Source organism: Paraburkholderia sp. HP33-1, from assembly GCF_021390595.1.
GTDB lineage: Bacteria > Pseudomonadota > Gammaproteobacteria > Burkholderiales > Burkholderiaceae > Paraburkholderia.
Map to the genome: position 1 here is coordinate 981,623 of NZ_JAJEJR010000003.1, position 19,374 is coordinate 1,000,996.

Consider the following 19,374-nt stretch of genomic DNA (forward strand, 5'->3'; position numbering starts at 1 on the left):
AGTCCAGGTCGCCCGTCCATGCCGGACAGCCGTTCTCGCACACTCATCGCGCCGATGCCGCTCTTCGAGCGGCTGGCCGATGACGCGCCATTCGAGCGCGAGGAGCGGGTTGGCGAACCCGCTGCACGCATGCTCGATGCGGATGGACTGCGCGCATCGGTCCGCGCCGAGCTACTGCGGCTTCTGAACACGCGCCGTGGCAAGCCGCGCGTACCGCGTGCACCTGATGTGCTGCTTTACGGCTTGCCCGACTGGAGTGCGAAGGATGCAGCGCGCGCCGAGGACCGGGCGGTGATCGAGCGCGAGATAGCCGTTGCCATCCGTGTGTTCGAGCCGCGTCTGCGCGGTCCGCGCGTGAAGATCGAGCCCGAAGCAGGCACACCTTGGCGCCTGTGCCTGCGCGTCATGGGAACGTTGCGCGGTAACGATGGCGTGGAGCATCCCGTGACCTACGTCGCCGGTTTGGACGGCGATATGCAGTCCATCGGAATTGTTGATGAACGACTCGCTTGACGAAGAACTGCTCGACTACTATCAGCGCGAGCTGATCTGGCTGCGCCATGCGAGCGAGAGCTTTGCCGAGCGATATCCGAAGATCGCGCGCCGGCTCGAACTGGGGTCCGGTGAAAGCGCCGATCCGCACGTCGAGCGTCTGATTGAGAGCTTTGCAGTCCTGACGGCGCGCATCCAGCGCACACTCGACGACGAATACGCCACCCTCACCGACGGCCTGCTCGAACAGCTTTATCCGTACGCTTCCCGGCCGGTGCCGTCCATGACGATCGCGCACTTCGAGCCGGATCCGACGCAAGGCAGCATCGCTACCGGTTACCGCGTGCCGCGCGGCACGCCGCTGCTGCACGTCGACGCGAGCGGCACGGCAATCCACTGGCGCACGAGTTCCGAGGTCACGCTCTGGCCGCTCGCGCTCGATGCAGCGCACCTGCTCAATGCGGAAGAAGCTCAGGCGCTCACGGGCGATGCCTCGCTGCAATCTGCGCTGCGCCTCACACTGCGCGCCACCGGAGCATTTCCGCTCGGTGCGCTCCCGATCGAGCGTCTTCGCGTTCGGCTGGCGGGTTCGCCCGTGACCGCCGCGGCGCTTTACGATCTGCTGGGCGCGCACAGCGCCGCTTCCTGGCTGCGAACGCCGGATGGCACGCTGCACGGCCAGCTCGGCGTGCCCGCTCCGGTCGGTTTCGGCGAGGAAGACGCGCTGCTGCCGCTCGAAGACGGCGCGCATCCGGCATGCCGTCTGCTCGTTGAGTATTTCGCGTTTCCCGAGAAATTTACCTTCTTCGATTTGCCATTCGCGCCGCCGCCGCAGGCGAGCGAGCGCGTCGAACTGGTTATTGGCTTCACGGCGGCACCGCGCGGGCGCTTGACACTGCATCCGCACGATTTCACGCTCGGCTGCACGCCTGCTATCAACCTCTTCTCGCGAAGCTCCGAGCCGATAAGGCCCGACGGCACGATGCGCGAAATGCGCGTGAGTCCCGACGCGCACCGCGAATCGAGCACCGAGATCTACTCGTTGAGCAATGTGCGCATCGTCGCGGGTCGCACCGTGAACGACGTTCCGCCGTGGCACGGCGCAGGCCATGGCGTGGCGTCCGATGTCTACTGGCATGCCCGGCGCGTCACCGGACTGCATCCGTCCCGGCCGGGAAGCGACGTGATGCTGACGTTCGTCGATACGCGTTTCGATCCTGCGCTGCCCGCGCAGCGCACGCTCACCGCGGAGCTGCTGTGTACGAACCGGCATCTGGCCCACCGGCTCGCGCCGGGTACCGCGCTTTCGTTCGAAGTGCCGGGCCCCGTCGCGAGCGTGCGGCTCGCGCATCGTCCGACGCGTCAGATCACGGCCACACTCGACGGCAGTTCGCGGTGGCGCCTCGTGTCTCAGCTCGTCTTGAACCACGTCTCGCTCGTCGAAGGCCCTCAGGCGCTGCGGACACTACGCGAGATGCTCGTGCTGCACAATCCTGGCAACGAGGCGCCAGCGCAACGCCAGATCGCGGGCATCGCCGGGGTGTCGAGCGAGGCGATCGTCGCGCACGTGGGCACGGATGTCTGGCGCGGTTGGCGCAACGGTCTGCGCGTTCGTATCGAACTGGACGAAGCGCAATTCGTCGGTGCCAGCCCGGTCCTGTTCTCCGGCGTGCTCGCGCATTTCTTTTCGCTCTACGCGAGCGTCAACCGTTTCGTGCAGACCGTGCTCGTATGCGACGGTCGGGAGATCCACACATGGCGGCCGATGACGGGCAGCCCGCTCGCACTCTGACCGAGCGGCTGTTCGAGGCGCCGCATGCGTTCGAGTTTGCGCAGGCGGTGCGACTCCTCGAACTGCTGAAGCCGCATGCCCGGCCGCCCGGTACGGGGCTCGATCCGCGCGAGGAGGCGCTGGCGTTCAGCGGTACGCTGTCGCCCGCGTTTCCTGCCAGCGTGCTGGGGCCGCTGAAACGCGATATGCCGCGCTCGCTCGCGCTTGATCCGGACGCGCGCCCCGAAGCCGCCGGGCGGCCGCAGTTGCAGGTCAATTCGTTTGCGCTGGGCGGCCCCGATGGACCGCTGCCCGGCGCGTGGCAAGAGTGGCTGCAGGATCGTCTGCGACGCAAGGACAGCGGGCCCGCGGCCTTCCTCGATATCTTCCAGCACCGGCTGCTCGCCCTGCTCTATCACGCGCAGCGCAAGTACCGCAGCGCCGAACCGTTGCCAGCCTCGCTGGCGCGCCCGACCGATGTGGCGCTGCGCGCGCTCACGGGACTCGTCTGGCCGACTTCGGGCGTGGCGTTCCCGGCCGCGCCAGCGCAGCGCGCGCAGGCCGGGCTCGACATGCGCGCGCTGCTCGCGCGCGCAGGGCTGTTCGCGAACCGCCGGCGCTCGCTCGCGGGCTTTGACGTCATGGCGCAGCATCACTTCGGCGTAACGGTGCGGTCCACACCGTTCGCGGGCGGCTGGCGAACGCTGCCCGATGCGAGCCGCACGGCCATCGGCTCAGCCGGCCGCAACCGCCGTCTCGGTGTGGACGCCGTGGCTGGAACGCGCATCTGGGACGAACATCGCGGCATTCGCGTGCGCCTCGGGCCACTGCGTCGTGAGCAATACGAAGCGTTTTTGCCGGGCGCGAACATGCATGTGGCCTTGCATGCGCTGGCGTCTGCCTGGTTCGGCGCCGAACTGCGGGTGCATCTCGAACTGCAGCTTTCGGCGGGCGAACTGCCGCGTCCGCGACTGTCGCGCGCGGCACCGCTGCGCCTCGGCTGGACCGCGTGGGCTGGCGCCGCCGAAACCGCCCCCGCGAGACTGGCGCGTTTCGCCCCGCACGAAGCTGACGCGCCGTCTGGCGCACGTTACGCCGCATCCCTGCCGTGACGCTCGATCTCAAGTCGCTCGTCGCACGTATCGAGCGCGAGCCTCACGAGGCCCTCGAACGCGCGGCGCTGCAGTGCCTGCGCGAATCGCACTTCGTGGTCGAAGTCGAGCACTGGCTGCTCGCGCTCGTCGAGACTGACGGCGGCGACTTCGGGTGCGTCCTGCCTCACTTCGGACTCGAATGCGCGGCTGTCGCGGTCGAAGTCAGGGCTGCCATCGCACGATTCAAGCGCGGCAATGCCGACACACCCTCGTTCTCGCCCGAGCTGCTGGTGTGGCTCCAGGACGCGCTCGTGCAATCGAGCGTCGTGCTCCAGCAGCCGCGTGTGCGTGCGGCGACGCTGCTCATCGCACTCCTTGAAAACGACATGCTGCGTGCGCGCACCGCGCAGTCCGCGCCGTCGCTGATGCGCGTGGCGAGTGCCGCGTTGCGCGCGAATTTTTCGAACTGGCTCGCGCCGGTCGAGGCGCCCTCCGCCGCTTCGCCCACGCCGCCAGCGCAACCCCCTGCGGCCGAAGCGACAATTGGCGTGGCCCGCGTGAGCACCACGCCCGGCACCTCCGACGCAGCGCCGGCCCTGCTCGACCAGTACACGCTCGACCTGACCGCCGAGGCGCGGGCCGGGCGCATTGATCCGATCGTCGGCCGCAACGCGGAGATCCGCCAGACCGTGGACATCCTGCTGCGGCGCCGGCAGAACAACCCTTTGCTCGTCGGCGCGCCGGGTGTAGGCAAGACGGCGATCGTCGAAGGCCTCGCGATGCGCATCGCTGCGGGAGAAGTACCGCCAGCGCTCGCGGACGTGTCGCTTAGAATGCTCGACCTCGCGCTGCTGCAGGCGGGTGCGGGCGTGAAGGGTGAATTCGAGCGGCGCCTGCGCGCGGTGATCGACGAAGTGCGCCGCTCGCCGCGGCCGGTCGTGCTCTTCATCGACGAAGCGCACACGATGATTGGTGCGGGCGGCGCCGAGGGGGGCAGCGATGCCGCGAACCTGCTCAAGCCCGCCCTCGCGCGCGGCGAACTGAGGACGATTGCGGCGACGACATGGTTCGAATACAAAAAGTACTTCGAACGCGACCCCGCGCTCGCGCGGCGCTTTCAACTGGTCCAGATCGAGGCGCCCGATGAGCCTACCGCCGTCGCGATGCTGCGCACGCTCGCGCCGAAGTTCGAGGCCCATCACGCGGTGGTGATCGAAGACGCGGCGATCGTCGACGCGGTGAAGCTTTCGCACCGCTACATCTCTTCGCGCGAGTTGCCCGACAAGGCGATCGCGGTGCTCGACACCGCCTGCGCGCGCGTCGCGCTTGCACACAGCGATACCCCGCCCCAGCTCGAGACGGCGCGCCATCGCCAGCGCGCGCTCTCCGACGAACTACTGCGTCTGCGCGCGGAAATGCTGATGGGCGCGAATCACGCGCTGCGTCTTGCGGGGCTCGACGCAGAGCACGCGCGCAATGCTGCATACGTGAAGGAACTTGAAGCGCGTTGGCATGCAGAGGCGGCCACCGTGCGCGAAATTCTGGCGCTGCGTGCGCGCATTAGCGCGCTGGCGGCGCAGCCGGGCGACGATCCAGCCGGCGGCACAGCGGCCGACGGCTCCGCAACAGACGGCACCGATGCAGCCGATTCCACCGATCCGGCCGACGGCACCGACCCGCCCGAAGATCTCGCCGCGGAATTGGCGCGCCTCGAAAGCGGCCTCGAAGCGATACGTGAAGACGACCCTATGGTGCCCGTCTGCGTGGATTCGAAGATCATCGCCGCCGTGATCGCGAACTGGACGGGCATCCCGGTCGGCAAGATGCTCGCCGACGAAGTTCACGCGGTCCGAACGCTCAAGGGTCGCCTCGCCCAGCGCATCGTCGGGCAGGACGCCGCGCTCGATCGCATCACGAAGCGCATCCAGGCCTGGCGTGCGGGGCTCGCCGATCCGTCGCGTCCCGTCGGCGTGTTTTTGCTCGTCGGGCCGACTGGCGTGGGCAAGACGGAAACGGCATACGCGCTCGCCGACGCGCTTTATGGCGGCGAGCGCAATCTCATCGTGATCGACCTCGCCGCCTATCAGGAGGCGCACGCCGTCTCGCAACTGCGCGGTGCGCCGCCGGGCTATGTCGGTTACGGCAGCGGCGGCACGCTCACGGAAGCGGTGCGCCGTCGTCCGTACAGCGTCGTGCTCCTCGACGAAATCGAAAAAGCCCACGTTGACGTGCTGGAAGCGTTCTACAACGTATTCGACAAGGGTGTGATGGAAGACGGCACCGGGCTCGTAGTGGACTTTCGCAATACCGTGATACTCGCGACGAGCAATGTAGGCGCCGAATTGCTGCTGAACACGCCCGCCTCGGCGCTCTCAACCGATGCGCTCGCGCGGAGCCTTCGCGAAGCGTTGCTGCAGGTTTTTCGCCCCGCTTTTCTCGCCCGTATGACCGCTGTGCCCTACGCCGCGCTCGACGACACCGTGTTGCGCGCCATCATCGAGAAGAAGCTTGAGCAGTTGCGCGCGCGCTATCGCGATGCGACGGGCAAGCAGTTCGCATTCGACGTGGGCATCATCGACGCGGTGCTCGCGCGCTGCCGTGCCGCTGGCGCGCGTGAGATCGACAACGTGCTTATGAACGAACTGATCGGCACGCTCGCTCAGTGGGCGCTCGAATGACGCTCCCGTACTCTCTCACCCAAACCGCCGACTGACTCCGCGATGAGCCGCCCCATTCCCGCCGATACGCAAGCCCGCATGAGCCTGAGCGGTTCCGCTTTCACGTCGATGTTTCCCGCGCGACTTGAAGCGCGCGAAGCGCTGGACACGCCGTCGACGCTGAGTCTTCGCGTGCTGGGCGGTCTTCCCGCTGCTGCGCCAGCAACGATGACGGGACAGCATGCGACTGTCTCACTCGCGTGGGGCGAAACACCCCGTCTCATAGATGCGATCTGCACGCGCGCCGCGCGCCTGCCGTCGACCACAGACGCGAGCCACTTCGCGCTCGAGCTGAATGCGTGGCCGTGGCTGCTCACGCTTTCGAGCAACAATCGCGTCTTCCAGGGCAAGTCGGCACAGGAAATCATCGAGGCGGTTTTCGCCGGACACGGCATGACGGACTACACGTTCTCGCTGACGGGTACTGCCGCGACGCGCGAATGGTGCGTGCAGTACGCGGAGTCGGATTTCACGTTCATGAGCCGCCTGTGCGAGGAGGAAGGCTGGTTCTATTTCTTCCGCCACGCCGAGGGCACCCATACGCTCGTCATCGCCGACAGCAACGATGCCTTTGTCACGCTGCCCGGTTTTGCGACCTTGAACTGCGCGTCCGGCACGAGCGCTGCACGCGAGACCGCGCAGATTCTCTACTGCGAGATCGTCGAAGACACCGCCGCGGGTCTTTTCTCGCATGACGACTATGCGTGGGCGACACCTTCCTCGCAGCTGTATTCGCAGGCACAGTCCGTTTCGGATGCGCCCACCGTCTACGAGTATCCGGGGCGCTACGCCACGAGCGGTAGCGGCTCCACATTCGCCAAGCAGCGCGTGGACGCCTTGCGCGCGGCGACGCGCCTCCTCGTCGGAGAGAGCGACTGCCGCGCACTCACCCCTGGGTATCGCTTTACGCTCGGCGGTCACGAAGACGACAGCGCGAACGTCGAATGGGTCGTGCGCAGCGTGACACACGAGGCGGATCACGACCGCTATCGCAACCGTTTCGAAGCCTTTCCCGCCGCGACGACATGGCGTCCCGCGCGCACCGCGCGCCGCCCCATCATGCCGACGCAGACCGCAACGGTCGTCGGCAAGAGTGGCGAAGAACAGTGGACCGACAAGTCAGGCCGCGTGAAGGTCCAGTTCCACTGGGATCGCGACGGCAAGAACGACGAACAAAGCTCGTGCTGGATACGCGTCGCGCAGCCGTGGGCCAGCAAGGGCTTCGGCATGCAGTTCATGCCGCGCGTGGGCGATGAGGTGGTCGTGACGTTCGTCGATGCCGATCCGGATCGGCCGCTCATCACGGGCAGCATATACAACGGCATCAATCAGCCGCCGTACACGCTGCCCGACAACCAGACGCAATCGGGGATCAAGACGAATACCAGCAAGGGCGGAAACGGCTTCAACGAACTGCGGTTCGAAGATAAAAAGGATAGCGAAGAAGTTTTTTTGCAGGCGCAAAAGGACCTGAACGCGAACGTGATCAACGATGCGGCCTGGACGATCGGCCACGACGAAACGAGCACGATCAAGAACGCCCGCACGCATACGGTGAAGGGCGCCGACGATACACTCGTCGTCGAACAGGGCAATCGCAGCATGACCGTGAAGACGGGCAACGAGACCGTCGACATCAAGGGCACGCGCACTGTGAAGGCTGGCAGCGACGAGACGCGTTCGGTGGGCGGTAATCTCGACCAGACCGTAACAGGCAACATGACACTCACAGTGGACGGCAATTTGACAATCAAGGTGAGCGGCACGCTCACGCTGCAAAGCACCGGTGACCTCACGGCAAAGAGCGACGGGTCGATCACACAGAAGGCCGCCATGTCGCTGACGAATCAGGCGGGGACCGCGCTCACGAACAAATCGGATGGCACGCTCTCGAACGAGGGACTAAGCGTGTCCAACAAGGCCTCCGCCGAGCAGACCGTGGACGGCGGAGGCATGCTGACCGTGAAGGGCGGCATCGTGCAGATCAACTAGGCCCGCCATGACCCAGACTCCTGCGCAGGCCCGAAATGTGTCGATCGAGCGCGGCGATTCGCGGATCGACGCAACGACCATCGACGGCAAATTGCACGGTGTCGCACGCGTGCAGGCCGGCGGCGTGCCCGTCGCGACGCTTGGATACGCGCATGGCGTACTGCATGGGCCCGCGGCGATGAATTATCCGGACGGCTCCCGCTCGGCGCAGTTGAACTATCGCGATGGCAAGCTCCACGGCAAGGCGGTGTATTACCACCAGGACGGCAGCGTGCAGCGCGAGGCCCACTATGCGCAGGGCCTGCTGCATGGCGAATCCAGGATCCGGCTACCGGACGGAACGGTGCTGGAGCGCGCGGTATACCGGCAAGGCAAGCTGCAGGGCACGCTGCAACGGTTCCATCCGAACGGCCGTCTGGCGGAACGCCAGATGTTCAATGCGGGCAAGCCGGTCGCGCAGGCGGAACGCTTCGCGAGCGATGGAAGGCCGCTCGATGCGAACGGCAAGCCCATATCGCGCTGGAGGCACTGGTGGCAGACCGCTTTGGGATCGCAAGCGGGGTCGTCGGCTTGAGGGGCGGCCGCGGGGTTGCATGCCGCGGCGGGGAAACCAAGGAGACGCTCAGGGGACGAGCGTGGTGACCTGCCCCGGTTGCACGACCTTGATCACGCCAGCCCACATGCAGACTAGCGTCGCCTGCGCATCAAGCGCTGGCATCGATCCGACGAGCACCGTGGGCGCGCCGCCCGGAATCCACGGCGCGGGCGTGGCCGGCATGCACGGCATCGGTGTGAAAACGCCGAGCGCCGCTGCGGTGGCGGCGATAACGGTCGGATTGGCCGCGCTCTGACACATGCCGAATGGGCTGACGTTGGCGACTGGAATCGAATCCATGATCGTCGCGGCCGGTACGCCGCCAACCATTGCACGATGGGTGGGCAAGACGTTCAGCACCGAGGGCGCTGCGCCAAACGAGCATTGCAGTGTGGCACCGGAGCAGACATGGGGGCTCGGCATGATTCACCTCGGCAGGAATGATATCGGAACAGTGATGGAGCACGGCCGCTGCCATCATATCCAACGGATCGTGCAGGCTCTATAGCGAGCGCTTGCAGGTTGATCGCCGACACCCCTCAGTGAGCGCCGGCGATCAACGCGACTGGGACGATCACGATGACGATGCGTGAAGTGGATCGGCTGAAGGTCATTGAGGCAGTGGCCGAGTGCCGGCTCAAGCCGGGCCAGGCGGCCGAACGGCTGGGACTGAGCGTGCGCCAGGTTGAGCGTCTCGTGCTGCGCTATCGTGCGGCTGGTGTGGCCGGACTGGTATCGGGCTGTCGGGTGCCACAGAAAGTGAAAACTGTGCCAGGTAAGTGAAAAACTGTTGACACAGTTGGTGAAAAGTTTTGGGCGGGCGGCGTTCAATCCGAGCGTGCGCGGCCCGTGGCTGTCTCAGTTCGACCCACAGCGATCTCTCGAGTCGCCGGAAAACGGTCGCTCGCTTTGCCGGGTGTCTGTTGCGGCCCACCCGTCACACAGATCAAGACTCGACACTGCGAAAAAAACCGAGCGCACAGCACCATCGAAGCTTATTTGAACGGAGCCTTTTCCGGTTCGGCTGCATACTTGTCTCGGATCGCGTTCACGCAGTTGGTGAACCGCGTGCGGAAACCGACGGGATCGGTGCTCGGCGGTGTGAGTCCGTCCGAAGTAACGCTCCAGCCGTTGGGTGTACGGGTGACATCAAGATCGAAGGAGATGCCCGGCGCGTCCTCGAAAATCACCGTCTCGCGCACAACGCGGCCCCCGGAGCGGATGATCGCCTGGCATCCCTGGTGAAGCCCGCCAGCGGCATGAGCGTTGCCGCTGCCCGGGGCGATGTTGTCCGGGGCGGCGCCGTACATCCGTAATGATTCGAATTGGGGCGGCGTCCCGGCGGTAACGAATGCAACGTCGGCCTCTGATATCCCGTCGCTACAGCCGGTTACCAGCCAGGAAATCGCAACCAACATGATGCCGGTGAAAGCGTGTCGGAGACTCGAGGTGTCGTGGCGTAGCATGGTTGGCCCAGGAATTCGCGGTACGTGGTGGTAAGCGGTGGGCGATCGCGCCGATCGCCATCGCGACAAGGGTGCGCGAGAACCAGATCTTGAACGCGGTCGGAAGATCGAAAACGTCGAATGCTTAAATCAGGCGTTCAGACATGCCACGATACGGGCACACGCTGCGCTCAAGGCGAACGCCAGCGGCCATGATTTGAATCGCAGGGTCACAAGTTTCGGCTTCAATGAAAAGACGCTCGACTTTGATATCGGCAAACAGCGGAAATTCTTGAGTAATCCGCTCGCTTCACGAGACCGCCCCCCGGTGGGTGGGTTGTCGACGATTCCCGCGACGCAGTCGAATGACTCTTTGTGGCCGCATATTGCCGTATGCCGCTTGCATAGATTTGCAATCTGACCGGTCGATTTAGACCTGCTGCCCTACGTTGGAAATTCTCACCAGTTGTGGCGTAACCATCGGGAATTTTCACATTCCACGGCACAGGCCCGGACATGCGTGCCACCGTTAGTGAAAAAGCCCTTTGGAATCAGCGTCGCGGTTTTCACTTGCCGCGTCACTCGACACGGGCAAACGTGGCCGGCCCAGCAATCGCGAACTGCCGGTCGATCCGCGGGCCCGTGTCATGGCGCTGCTGCCCGAGCGCTACGCCGATTTCGGGTCGACGCTGGCGTGCGAGAAGCTGCGCGAATGTCACGGGCCGACGCTGTCAAAGGCAACGGTTCTTGCTACGACAAAGCCATTGTGCATACCTCAGAAATGGAGCCGGTGAGCCTCCTCATCCACGAGAATCTCGACACCACCCGGAGCAAGCTCGATCACCCCAACACTGCGCTCGCCCGTGAGCGCGCTTGCCGCCCCGCGAGCATGCAGTGACACACGCTTCGGCTCCTTCGTCAGGTTCAGCACAAAAAGCAGCCGCTTACCGTTGCCGCTGCGCACGGACAGCTCGACTCCCTCGGGTAGATCCAGCACGAATTCGATGGACATTTCCTCCGCCAAGCGCCGGAAAAAGACGCGATATGCGTCACTGTCCAGCACGGTGCCCAGGTAGTACGACAAGCCATTGCCGAAGCGATTGCGCGTCACTGCCGCGCGGCCGGAGAAGTACTCGCTGGCGTAGGTCCCGATCGTCTCGGCAGACAGCGGCTCCAGAATGTCGCACCACTGCTCGCAGCCGAACCGCTCGTTGCCGTAAAGCGCGACTTGCTGCACGTCGCGTCCCACCGGATCGTATTCGTCGACCTGCACGCCGGTCACGTCGTCGAGAAGATTCGGCAGACGTCCCGGCAAACAGACGTTATTCATGTTCTTGACACCGGTCCGCGCGGTCAATACCAGCGTGCCCCCGCTCTCGACATAGCGGCGCAGCTTGCCGGCCACAGCGTCGTCGAGCAGATAAAGCGACGGCGCAACCACGAGCTTGTAGGCGTCGATCGCCTCCGTCCAATTGATGACGTCGGTGCCGATCCCCAGCCGCACGAAAGCGGCGTGCATCTGCTTGAAGTTGCCGAGGTAGTCGAAGCCGTCGGACTGCGGCTGGATACGAAGTGCATTGAGCTGCTCATGGGAGAACAGCATGGCCACGTCATTCTTGAGCGTCGTGCCTTCCAGCAAAGGCGTGAGCTTTTGCGCCTCCTTGCTGAATTGCTCGAACTCCGCGAAGCGGCGGCCCGGCACGCCGTGATGATCGAGCAAGCCATGCCAGAACTGCTCCGCCCCGACGCGCGCCGTACGCCAGCGAAAATGCACCACGACGTCCGCGCCGCGCGAAACGCTCTGCCACGCGTGGGCGCGGATCATGCCCGGAAACGGCGTGCGCGACATCGGATGCCAGCAGCCAGGGGTACCGCTCAGTTGCTCCATGACCCAGTAGTTCTTCCGCTTCACGCCGCGCGTTAGATCGTGCGTAAGCGCGCCGTGGTAGACCCTCGACTTTGCATCGTCGGCGAGATCGGTGCTCGGATAGTAGTCGACCGACGCGAAATCCATGCTGTCGAACAGATCGTAGTAGTCGGTCGTGACGGGATAGCCCCACAGGTTGTGCGTCACGAATTTTCCGGGACTGTTCGCGCGTATCAGCTCGGCCTGGAACCGGTTGAAGTCGGTCACCGAATCCGACGAAAAGCGCTGGAAGTCGAGCAGAAACGACGGGTTCAGATAGGGAGAGCCGCCCAGCGGTGTCGTCACCTGCGTCCACGCGCTGTATTCGCCGCTCCAGACCACTGTGCCCCACTCGCGGTTCAGATTCTCCAGGCTGCCGTACTTCTTCTGCAGCCACGTACGGAAGCCACGGGTGCAATGCTCGCAGTGGCAATCGTTCGCGGCGAGCTCGTTGTCGGTCTGCCAGCCAATCAGCGCCGGATGGGAACCATAGTGCTTCGTCAACCGGCCGATGATGCGCTCTGCGTGCCGGCGCAGCGAGGGGCTGTTGTAGCAGCGGTGGCAGCGCACGCCCGGATAGACAGGCTGACGCTTGCTGTCGACGGGCAGCACATCCGCATGCTTTTCGACTAGCCAGTTCGGGGGCGTCGCGGTCGGCGTGCCGAGCACGATCTCGATGCCATGGCTCGCCAGCGTCAAAATGGCGGCGTCGAGCCAGCCGAAGTCGAATTCGCCGTCTCTCGGTTCGAGCCGAGACCACGCAAACTCGGCAAGGCGCACGATGCGAATCCCCGCTGCCTGCATCCGCTGCGCGTCCTGCTCCCACATCGCGGGGTCCCAATGTTCGGGGTAATAGTCGACTCCGACCTTCATATGGATCGTCCTGAAAGAGTTCTGATTGAGTGATCGGGGCGGCTGCACAGAGAGGTTCGTGCCGCCGCGGAAATGAAATTCGCCCTAGCCCTTGGTCGCCCCAAAGGTCAGGCCGGCGACGAAATGCTTCTGCATCGCAAAGAACATGGCGACCGAGGGCAGCGCCGCCAGCAGCGAGCCCGCTGACACGAGGTTCCATGCCGTCGTCCACTGCCCTTTCAACGCGGCGACGCCGACGGTAATCGGCGCTGCATCGTCGCCCTGCGTCAGGCACAAGGCCCAGAAGTAGTCGTTCCACACGAACGTGAAGACGAGAATGGCGAGAGCCGCCAGCGCGGGCGCGATGAGCGGCAGGATGATGCGCCAGAACAATTGCCACTCGTTCGCCCCTTCGATCCGCGCGGCCTCGATCAGCTCGAACGGCAGCTCCTTGATGAAGTTGCGCAGGAAGAGCGTGCAGAACCCCGTCTGAAACGCAAGATGAAATAGCACGAGCCCTCCGACGGTGTTGAACAGACCCAGGCTCAGCGTCAATTGTCGAACCGGGATCATGAGGACCTGAATCGGCACGAAGTTGCCGGCAACGAAGGTGCCGAGCAGCGCGGCGTTGGCCTTGAACGGATAGGTCGCGAGCGCGAACCCGGCCATCGACGCCAGCGCGATCGCCCCCGCCACCGACGGAATCGTGATGAGGCAACTGTTCACGAAGTAATGCAGCATCGGCGAGTCGACCAGCACCGTCCGGTAGTTCTCGAAGAGAGCGAACTGGCGCGGCCATCCCCAATAGTTGCCTTCCATCAGCTCGTTCGACGAACGCACGGACGTCACCATCACGGCGACGAGCGGCAGCAGCCAGACGACAAGCGCGATCGGCAGCGATGCCTTGTACAGCCCACGGCTGGCCGGCCTCCATTTCGCAACGGGCATGGGATACATGTCGATTCCTTTCCTTTAGCGATCCGCATGCAGCAGGCGCCGCAGCTGATAGACGATGAAGACCAGCATGATGAGAAAGAGCACCACTGCGATCGCGGCGGAATAGCCGAAGCGGAAGTATTTGATGGCCTGGTCGTACATGAAATATGCGAGCACCGTCGAGCTGTCGAACGGACCGCCGCCGGTCATCACCGCGATCAGATCGAAGCTGCGCAACGCCCCGATGACGGTGAGCACCACCGAGAGGAACGTGGCCGGCTTCAACTGCGGCAGCACCACGTGCCACAGCAGCGACCAGCCTCGCGCCCCTTCCATCCGTCCGGCTTCGATGATTTCCGGATTGATGCCGGTGAGGTTCGTCAGGTAGAGCAGCATGCAGAACGGGATTTGCGGCCAGAGCGCCGCCGCGATGATGCCGAAAGTCGCATAGCGCTCGTCCCCGAGCACCGGGATACCGTGACCGACGAACACCTTCAGCAAGCCAAACGACGGATCGTAGAACCAGCTGAACACGAGACCGACGACCACGCCGGACAGCACGAACGGCGAGAAGAACAGCGACTTCACGAGTCGCATGCCCCGCACGCTCTGATTCAGGTACAGCGCAAATGCGAGCCCGACAGGCGGCGCGAGCAGGAACAGCGCGAGCCAGACCACGTTGTTCCTGAGCGCGACGTAGAACGTGTCGCTGTGCAGAAGCTCCACGTAGTTCGCCAGGCCGACGAAGGTTTTCTCGCTCATGCCGTCCCAGCTGTAGAAACTCAGGACGATGCTGCTGACGATCGGATAGATGACGTAGACGCCGAACATCACGCACGCGGGCAGCAGAAAAAACCACGCTGCGCGCATGCGCCTGCGCGCAAGTGGCGCGCGGGCGCGTGAGCGGGATTCGGCGCGTCCAGTCTTGCCCGCACGGGCGGATACCGCGGGACGCGTGGACTGCGTGCTCTGCAACGGGCGCATGATGAGCCTCGACCGGTTACGACTTCTGGTAGATCCGCTGACGCTCCTGCTCGAGATGAGCGAGGATCGCATCGAGCTGGGACGGGTCGCTCACGAAGCGCTGCATCCCCTTCATGCCTTCGTCGGCCATCTCCTTGGTCATGTCGCGGTCGTAGAACTGCGCGATGCCGGTCGTGGTCTTCGACAGGATGTCGAAGCCTTTGCGCGCGATCGGATCTTCCGGCAGCGGAGACTGGTTGTTGGCCGGCAACGAGCCGAACGCGGCGGCATACTTTCCGTCCACGTCCTGCCGGGCGATGTACGCCAGAAAGCGCCGCGCGTCCGCTTTGTTCGTCGCGCGCGCCGGGATGTTGAGGCATTCCGCCGACCCGTCTTCGGCGGCAGACACCTTCGGGTCGACCACCGGGAACTGGAAGTAGCCCGTTTCCGGCTTGATCGACGGGGGCAAGCCGGCTGAGAGGAAAGTTCCCATCAGCATCATCGCGGCCTTGCCCTGGATATAGAGCGGCTGCACTGAGTCGAGGCTGTACGAGAGCGGGTTGTCGATGAAGTATTTTTCGTCGATGAGCGTCTTCCACGCCTGGTACACCTTCTTCACGCGTGCGTCCGTGTAGGGCACCTGGCCGTTCATCAGCTGCATGTGGAAGGCGTAGCCGTTCAGCCGCAGGTCGAGGTAGTCGAACCACGCCGCGAGCGTCCACGCATCGCGGCCACCCACGGCGATCGGCGCAATGCCCGCGGCTTTCAGCTTGCGGCAGGCTTCGAGAAACTCGTCCCAGGTCTTCGGCTCGCTTGCGATGCCAGCCTTCTGAAACAGGTCCTTCCGATAGAAGAGCCCCCACGAGAAATAGTCGGTCGGAACCGCATACTGCTTTCCAGCGTAGGACGAGGCCTGCTTCAGCGACGCGAACTCGGTGTTCCAGTTGTTCTTCTGCCAATCGGCGGACAGGTCTTCAAACAGGCCGCGCCTCGCGTAGTACGCCATGCGCTCGCCCTCGTGCCACTTGACGACATCGGGCGCGACGGTCGTGAGCCATGCGGGCAGCTGAACCTTGTACGCTTCCTCCTCGACGAAATTCGCTTTCACCTTCACGTCGGGATTCGCCTTCTCGAAGTCGGCGATGACGCTCTCCCACAGGGCACGTTGATTAGCGCCCTTGAACGCGACGTTGAAGTTCAAGGTGCCCGCATGAGCGCTGGTGACAAGGGCTAACGCGGCGGCAAGCGCCGGCAGTCGGCGAATCGTCTTCATGAAGTGTCTCCGGATTGTCTTTAATGAAGCGGCGGCACGGCGCGGCCGTCCGCTGTGAAGAGGTGACAGCATGGCGCCGGCACCGTGAGTCGAATCGTGTCGCCTGGCTGGCTGGCCGTGTCGCCCTGCACCTTCGCCAGCAGCATCGCGCCGGCCGGGTCGTCGAGATGCAGATAGCTCTGCTCGCCAAGCCGTTCCACGAGCGCGACCTTGCGTGCGATGACCTGCGGCGGCATCTCGGCGCTATCGGCCGCAGGCGGCTTTCCTGCCTGCAAGTGCTCGGGACGAATGCCGAGCGTGACCGGCTGCGAAGGCGTCAACGCGGCGCCGGACACCGACACGCGCAGCATCTCGCCAGAACCGTCGAGCTGTACCGCGACGCCGAGCGCATCGCTTGACACGACTTTGGCCTGCAGAAAATTCATGCGGGGCGTGCCGATGAAGCCTGCGACGAAGCGGCTGTTCGGGCGGTGATACAGGTCGAGCGGCGCGCCGATCTGCGCGATGCTGCCGAAGCGCTCGGCGTCCTTGCCCGCATGCAGCAGCACGATCTTGTCGCCCAGCGTCATGGCCTCGATCTGGTCATGGGTGACGTAGACCGTGCTGGCCTGCGCGAACTGGTTGTGCAGCCGGGCGATTTCGACGCGCGTCTGCCCGCGCAGCATGGCGTCCAGATTCGAAAGCGGCTCGTCGAACAGGAACACGCCTGGTTCGCGTACGATCGCGCGGCCAATCGCCACCCGCTGCCGCTGCCCGCCCGACAGCGCGGCCGGTTTGCGCTCGAGCAGCGCGTCGAGCTGCAGCGTTTGCGCCGCCTTGCCGACCCTGCGCCCGATTTCATCGCGCGGTGTCCTGGCGAGCTTCAAGCCGAAGCCCATGTTCTCGGCCACCGTCATGTGCGGAAACAGCGCATAGCTCTGGAACACCATCGCCACGCCGCGCTGCGACGGCGGCACGTCATTCACGACCTTGCCCGCGATCCTGACCTCGCCTTCGCTCGGATCCTCGAGCCCCGCGATCATCCTCAGCAGCGTTGACTTCCCGCAGCCGGACGGGCCGAGGAAAACGCAAAACTCGTTGGCGCCGATTTCCAGGTTGATGTCGCGCAGCACCGGCGGATGCTCGCCGTACGCCTTGGACACTTCCGACAACGTGATTGCAGCCATGTTTTCACCTTGATTTAACGTTAAATCAACCGGTGCTGAAAAATGGCCCCAGGGGCCATCGCGTCAGAAAACGTTCTGTTCTGGTTGCGGAATGTACGCCGTGCGCCTCGCCGTTGCAAGCGTAAATTTCGTCGTGGTTTGCCCGGATATCCGGCTCTGGCGTCCCCTCCGCGCTAACGCTATATTGCGTCTCAGACTAACAGCCCCTCAGCGGACGGCTCACTCGGATGGACAGGAAACGAGACGCAGCGGCGACCATCAAGGACGTTGCGGAACATGCGGGTGTTTCACCCATGACGGTATCGAACGTGTTGCGCGGCAAGGGGCGCGTGAGCGAGGAAACGCGCCGGCGCGTGCTCGAGGTTGCCGAGCGCCAGGGGTATCGCCCCAACCTGGCCGCGCGGGCGCTCGTTGAGCGGAAAGCGCCGACGCTGGCCCTGATGCTCGGCTGCATCACCAACCCGTTCTACCCGGAATACACTCTCGCGACGAATCTGGCGGCCCTTCGGCACGGACGATACCTGCTGGTCTGCAATACCGATCATGAGCAGGACGGCGGCACACGTTTTCTGGAGGAAGTCGGGGGGTCGCTCGCGGATGGCGTGCTGGTCGCCAATCATGGCGATTTGCCCGTCGAGCAGTTGCGCGAAGTCGAGGCGCGCGGCATCCCTGTCGTCATCAGCATCTGGGAGTTGCCCGACGAACCGCCCGGCATTCCATGCGTTGCATTCGATTCGAAGGCGGCCGGGCGGATCGCCACCGATCACCTGATCGAGCTCGGCCATCGACGGATCGGCGCCGTCATCGGCAGCCCCAAGATGGGCATCCATCGAGGCCGTTACCGCGGCTATCGCGACGCGCTGCGCAGCGCGCGCATCCGCGCCAGCGCCGCCGACGAACGGTTCGTCAGCGACAGCTACGAAAGCGGCTATGACGCCGCGCTCGAATTGCTGAGGGCGCACCCGGACCTGACCGCCCTCTTCGTCTCCAACGACCTCCCCGCGCTCGGGGCGCTCAATGCGGCAGCCGACCTCGGCCTGAACGTGCCGCGCGACCTGTCGGTCGTGAGCATCACCGATATCGAGCCCGCGCAACGCTCGCGGCCTTCGCTCACCACCGTCGCGATCCCCACCGAGGAGATCGCATTCAGGAGCGTGGAGTTGTTGCTCGCGTTGATGTCGGGACACCCCGGCATCGAGAGCGTAGTCGAGACGTCCAAGCCCTTTCTCGTCAAACGTGGTTCCACCGCACCCGTCAAGCGAAACTAACCAGATTCGCAATTGCGCCCTGCAGCAATATCACGCTGCCGGCGGAGCCGGTCGTGCGCCACTCCACCGAACCGGTCCGGACAAAGGAGCGCCGCACAGATCACCAGATCGTTTCCACGTAAGTCGACGCGCGCACCTTCGCATCCGACGTGACGAGCGCGCCGCCGAAGTTGCGAGCGGTGGCGACGATCAATCTCTGGTGGGACGTTAGCGTGAGCGGCAGTGTGGCCGCGCGAAGCGCGATCTCGATGTCGACCGGGACCATCCGCACACGATCCATCGACACGAAGGTCGACAGCCAGCTGCGTGTGTTCATCGACAGTCCCAGACGGCCGTCCTTGACGAACTCCGCGATTTCGAGCGCGCTGATCGCCGAAATCAGGATTTCGCCGCCGTCCAGTTCCCGATCGATCGCATGGTGCGCGGCCTGACTCAATGCCTTCTGCCTGCCGAGCCAGCACACCAGCGCAAGCGTATCGAGCGTGATCATCGCTCCTCCTGCTCTAGTGGAACCGTCTCGGGAGCGTGCTTCAGATTGAAATGCACGATCGAGGCACGCAGCAGCTCGAGTGGATTCTCGCGCTTGCTGCGGTACGGCCGGATTTCGATGGTGGGCTGCCCGCGATCCGTGACGATCACGGTTTCTCCCAGCATCTCGACCTGACGGAATAGCTCGCATGCCCTGGACTTGAAAATGGCCTTCGATACTCTCTTTTCCATTGCAGTCTCCACCCAGCTAATTTATACGGCTATTTTTTTTGCATCTGGCCGCGACGCTTGTGGTTCGCGGCCAGATGTTCGTTATCAACCTTCAAATTGCTGCCAGGAAGCTCTCTCCAACATCCGCGCTTCTAAACGCTACGCCGTCGTTCGCCCCGAACGCACGATTAAGACTGACACGGTC

At 64.4% G+C, this 19,374-nt stretch carries 17 protein-coding genes and 1 pseudogene; 9 read left to right on the forward strand and 9 right to left on the reverse strand.

Features of this window, described 5'->3' with window-relative positions; all coding sequences use genetic code 11:
• The first annotated feature begins 18 nt into the window (after positions 1-18).
• Genes tssE through L0U81_RS31475 form a run of 6 tightly spaced genes read left to right on the forward strand, consistent with a single transcriptional unit; the run spans position 19 to position 8,640 of the window.
• Positions 19-513, forward strand: coding sequence for a type VI secretion system baseplate subunit TssE (gene tssE / locus L0U81_RS31450; protein ID WP_233809726.1), 495 nt, complete (start codon positions 19-21; stop codon positions 511-513).
• Positions 497-2,284 carry a type VI secretion system baseplate subunit TssF gene (tssF, locus tag L0U81_RS31455; protein ID WP_233809728.1) on the forward strand — a complete coding sequence of 596 codons (1,788 nt, stop codon included), beginning with the start codon at positions 497-499 and terminating at the stop codon, positions 2,282-2,284. The genes tssE and tssF overlap by 17 nt, the downstream gene beginning before the upstream one ends.
• Positions 2,248-3,375 (forward strand): type VI secretion system baseplate subunit TssG, encoded by a 1,128-nt coding sequence (tssG, locus tag L0U81_RS31460; RefSeq protein WP_233809730.1) that lies wholly within the window; start codon positions 2,248-2,250, stop codon positions 3,373-3,375. Before tssF ends, tssG begins: the two co-directional genes overlap by 37 nt.
• Positions 3,372-6,035 (forward strand): type VI secretion system ATPase TssH, encoded by a 2,664-nt coding sequence (gene tssH / locus L0U81_RS31465; RefSeq protein ID WP_233809732.1) that lies wholly within the window; start codon positions 3,372-3,374, stop codon positions 6,033-6,035. Before tssG ends, tssH begins: the two co-directional genes overlap by 4 nt.
• 42 nt (positions 6,036-6,077) lie before the next feature.
• Entirely contained in the window at positions 6,078-8,066 is a 1,989-nt protein-coding gene (locus L0U81_RS31470) for a type VI secretion system Vgr family protein (RefSeq protein ID WP_233809734.1), read from the forward strand.
• A gap of 7 nt (positions 8,067-8,073) precedes the next feature.
• Complete coding sequence (locus L0U81_RS31475; RefSeq protein WP_233809736.1) at positions 8,074-8,640, forward strand: toxin-antitoxin system YwqK family antitoxin; 567 nt, start codon at positions 8,074-8,076, stop codon at positions 8,638-8,640.
• Positions 8,641-8,688: 48 nt separating this feature from the next.
• On the opposite strand, the gene L0U81_RS31480 is transcribed toward L0U81_RS31475, so the two are convergent.
• Positions 8,689-9,084 (reverse strand): DUF4280 domain-containing protein, encoded by a 396-nt coding sequence (locus L0U81_RS31480; protein ID WP_233809738.1) that lies wholly within the window; start codon positions 9,082-9,084, stop codon positions 8,689-8,691.
• A 132-nt stretch (positions 9,085-9,216) separates the two neighbouring features.
• On the opposite strand from L0U81_RS31480, the pseudogene L0U81_RS31485 reads away from it, so the two are divergent.
• Positions 9,217-9,408 (forward strand): annotated as a pseudogene (locus tag L0U81_RS31485) (helix-turn-helix domain-containing protein); the annotation flags it as partial.
• A gap of 248 nt (positions 9,409-9,656) precedes the next feature.
• Here the strand turns inward: L0U81_RS31485 and L0U81_RS31490 are convergent.
• A complete protein-coding gene (locus tag L0U81_RS31490) occupies positions 9,657-10,079 on the reverse strand; it encodes a hypothetical protein (RefSeq protein WP_233809740.1) in 423 nt (140 codons plus the stop codon).
• 85 nt (positions 10,080-10,164) lie between these two features.
• Between L0U81_RS31490 and L0U81_RS31495 the strand changes: the two genes are divergently transcribed.
• Positions 10,165-10,527, forward strand: a complete 363-nt coding sequence (locus L0U81_RS31495) for a hypothetical protein (protein WP_233809742.1) — start codon at positions 10,165-10,167, stop codon at positions 10,525-10,527.
• Between the two features lie 354 nt (positions 10,528-10,881).
• On the opposite strand, the gene L0U81_RS31505 is transcribed toward L0U81_RS31495, so the two are convergent.
• The 5 genes from L0U81_RS31505 to L0U81_RS31525 form a co-directional block, all read right to left on the reverse strand.
• Positions 10,882-12,885, reverse strand: coding sequence for a beta-galactosidase (locus L0U81_RS31505; protein ID WP_233809744.1), 2,004 nt, complete (start codon positions 12,883-12,885; stop codon positions 10,882-10,884).
• A gap of 84 nt (positions 12,886-12,969) precedes the next feature.
• On the reverse strand, positions 12,970-13,821 hold the full coding sequence (locus L0U81_RS31510) for a carbohydrate ABC transporter permease (RefSeq protein WP_233809746.1): 852 nt from the start codon (positions 13,819-13,821) through the stop codon (positions 12,970-12,972).
• 15 nt (positions 13,822-13,836) lie between these two features.
• A complete protein-coding gene (locus L0U81_RS31515; RefSeq protein WP_233809748.1) occupies positions 13,837-14,784 on the reverse strand; it encodes a carbohydrate ABC transporter permease in 948 nt (315 codons plus the stop codon).
• Positions 14,785-14,800: 16 nt separating this feature from the next.
• A complete protein-coding gene (locus L0U81_RS31520) occupies positions 14,801-16,036 on the reverse strand; it encodes an ABC transporter substrate-binding protein (protein ID WP_233809750.1) in 1,236 nt (411 codons plus the stop codon).
• A gap of 20 nt (positions 16,037-16,056) precedes the next feature.
• The gene (locus L0U81_RS31525; protein ID WP_233809752.1) at positions 16,057-17,202 is read right to left on the reverse strand and encodes an ABC transporter ATP-binding protein; all 1,146 of its coding nucleotides are present in this window, start codon (positions 17,200-17,202) and stop codon (positions 16,057-16,059) included.
• Positions 17,203-17,429: 227 nt separating this feature from the next.
• On the opposite strand from L0U81_RS31525, the gene L0U81_RS31530 reads away from it, so the two are divergent.
• A complete protein-coding gene (locus L0U81_RS31530) occupies positions 17,430-18,470 on the forward strand; it encodes a LacI family DNA-binding transcriptional regulator (RefSeq protein WP_267957353.1) in 1,041 nt (346 codons plus the stop codon).
• 100 nt (positions 18,471-18,570) lie between these two features.
• Here the strand turns inward: L0U81_RS31530 and L0U81_RS31535 are convergent, their stop codons facing one another.
• A complete protein-coding gene (locus L0U81_RS31535; RefSeq protein WP_233809756.1) occupies positions 18,571-18,960 on the reverse strand; it encodes a type II toxin-antitoxin system VapC family toxin in 390 nt (129 codons plus the stop codon).
• Positions 18,957-19,190: a type II toxin-antitoxin system Phd/YefM family antitoxin gene (locus L0U81_RS31540; RefSeq protein ID WP_233809758.1), complete on the reverse strand. Its 234-nt coding sequence runs from the start codon at positions 19,188-19,190 to the stop codon at positions 18,957-18,959. Before L0U81_RS31540 ends, L0U81_RS31535 begins: the two co-directional genes overlap by 4 nt.
• Positions 19,191-19,374 lie beyond the last annotated feature (184 nt).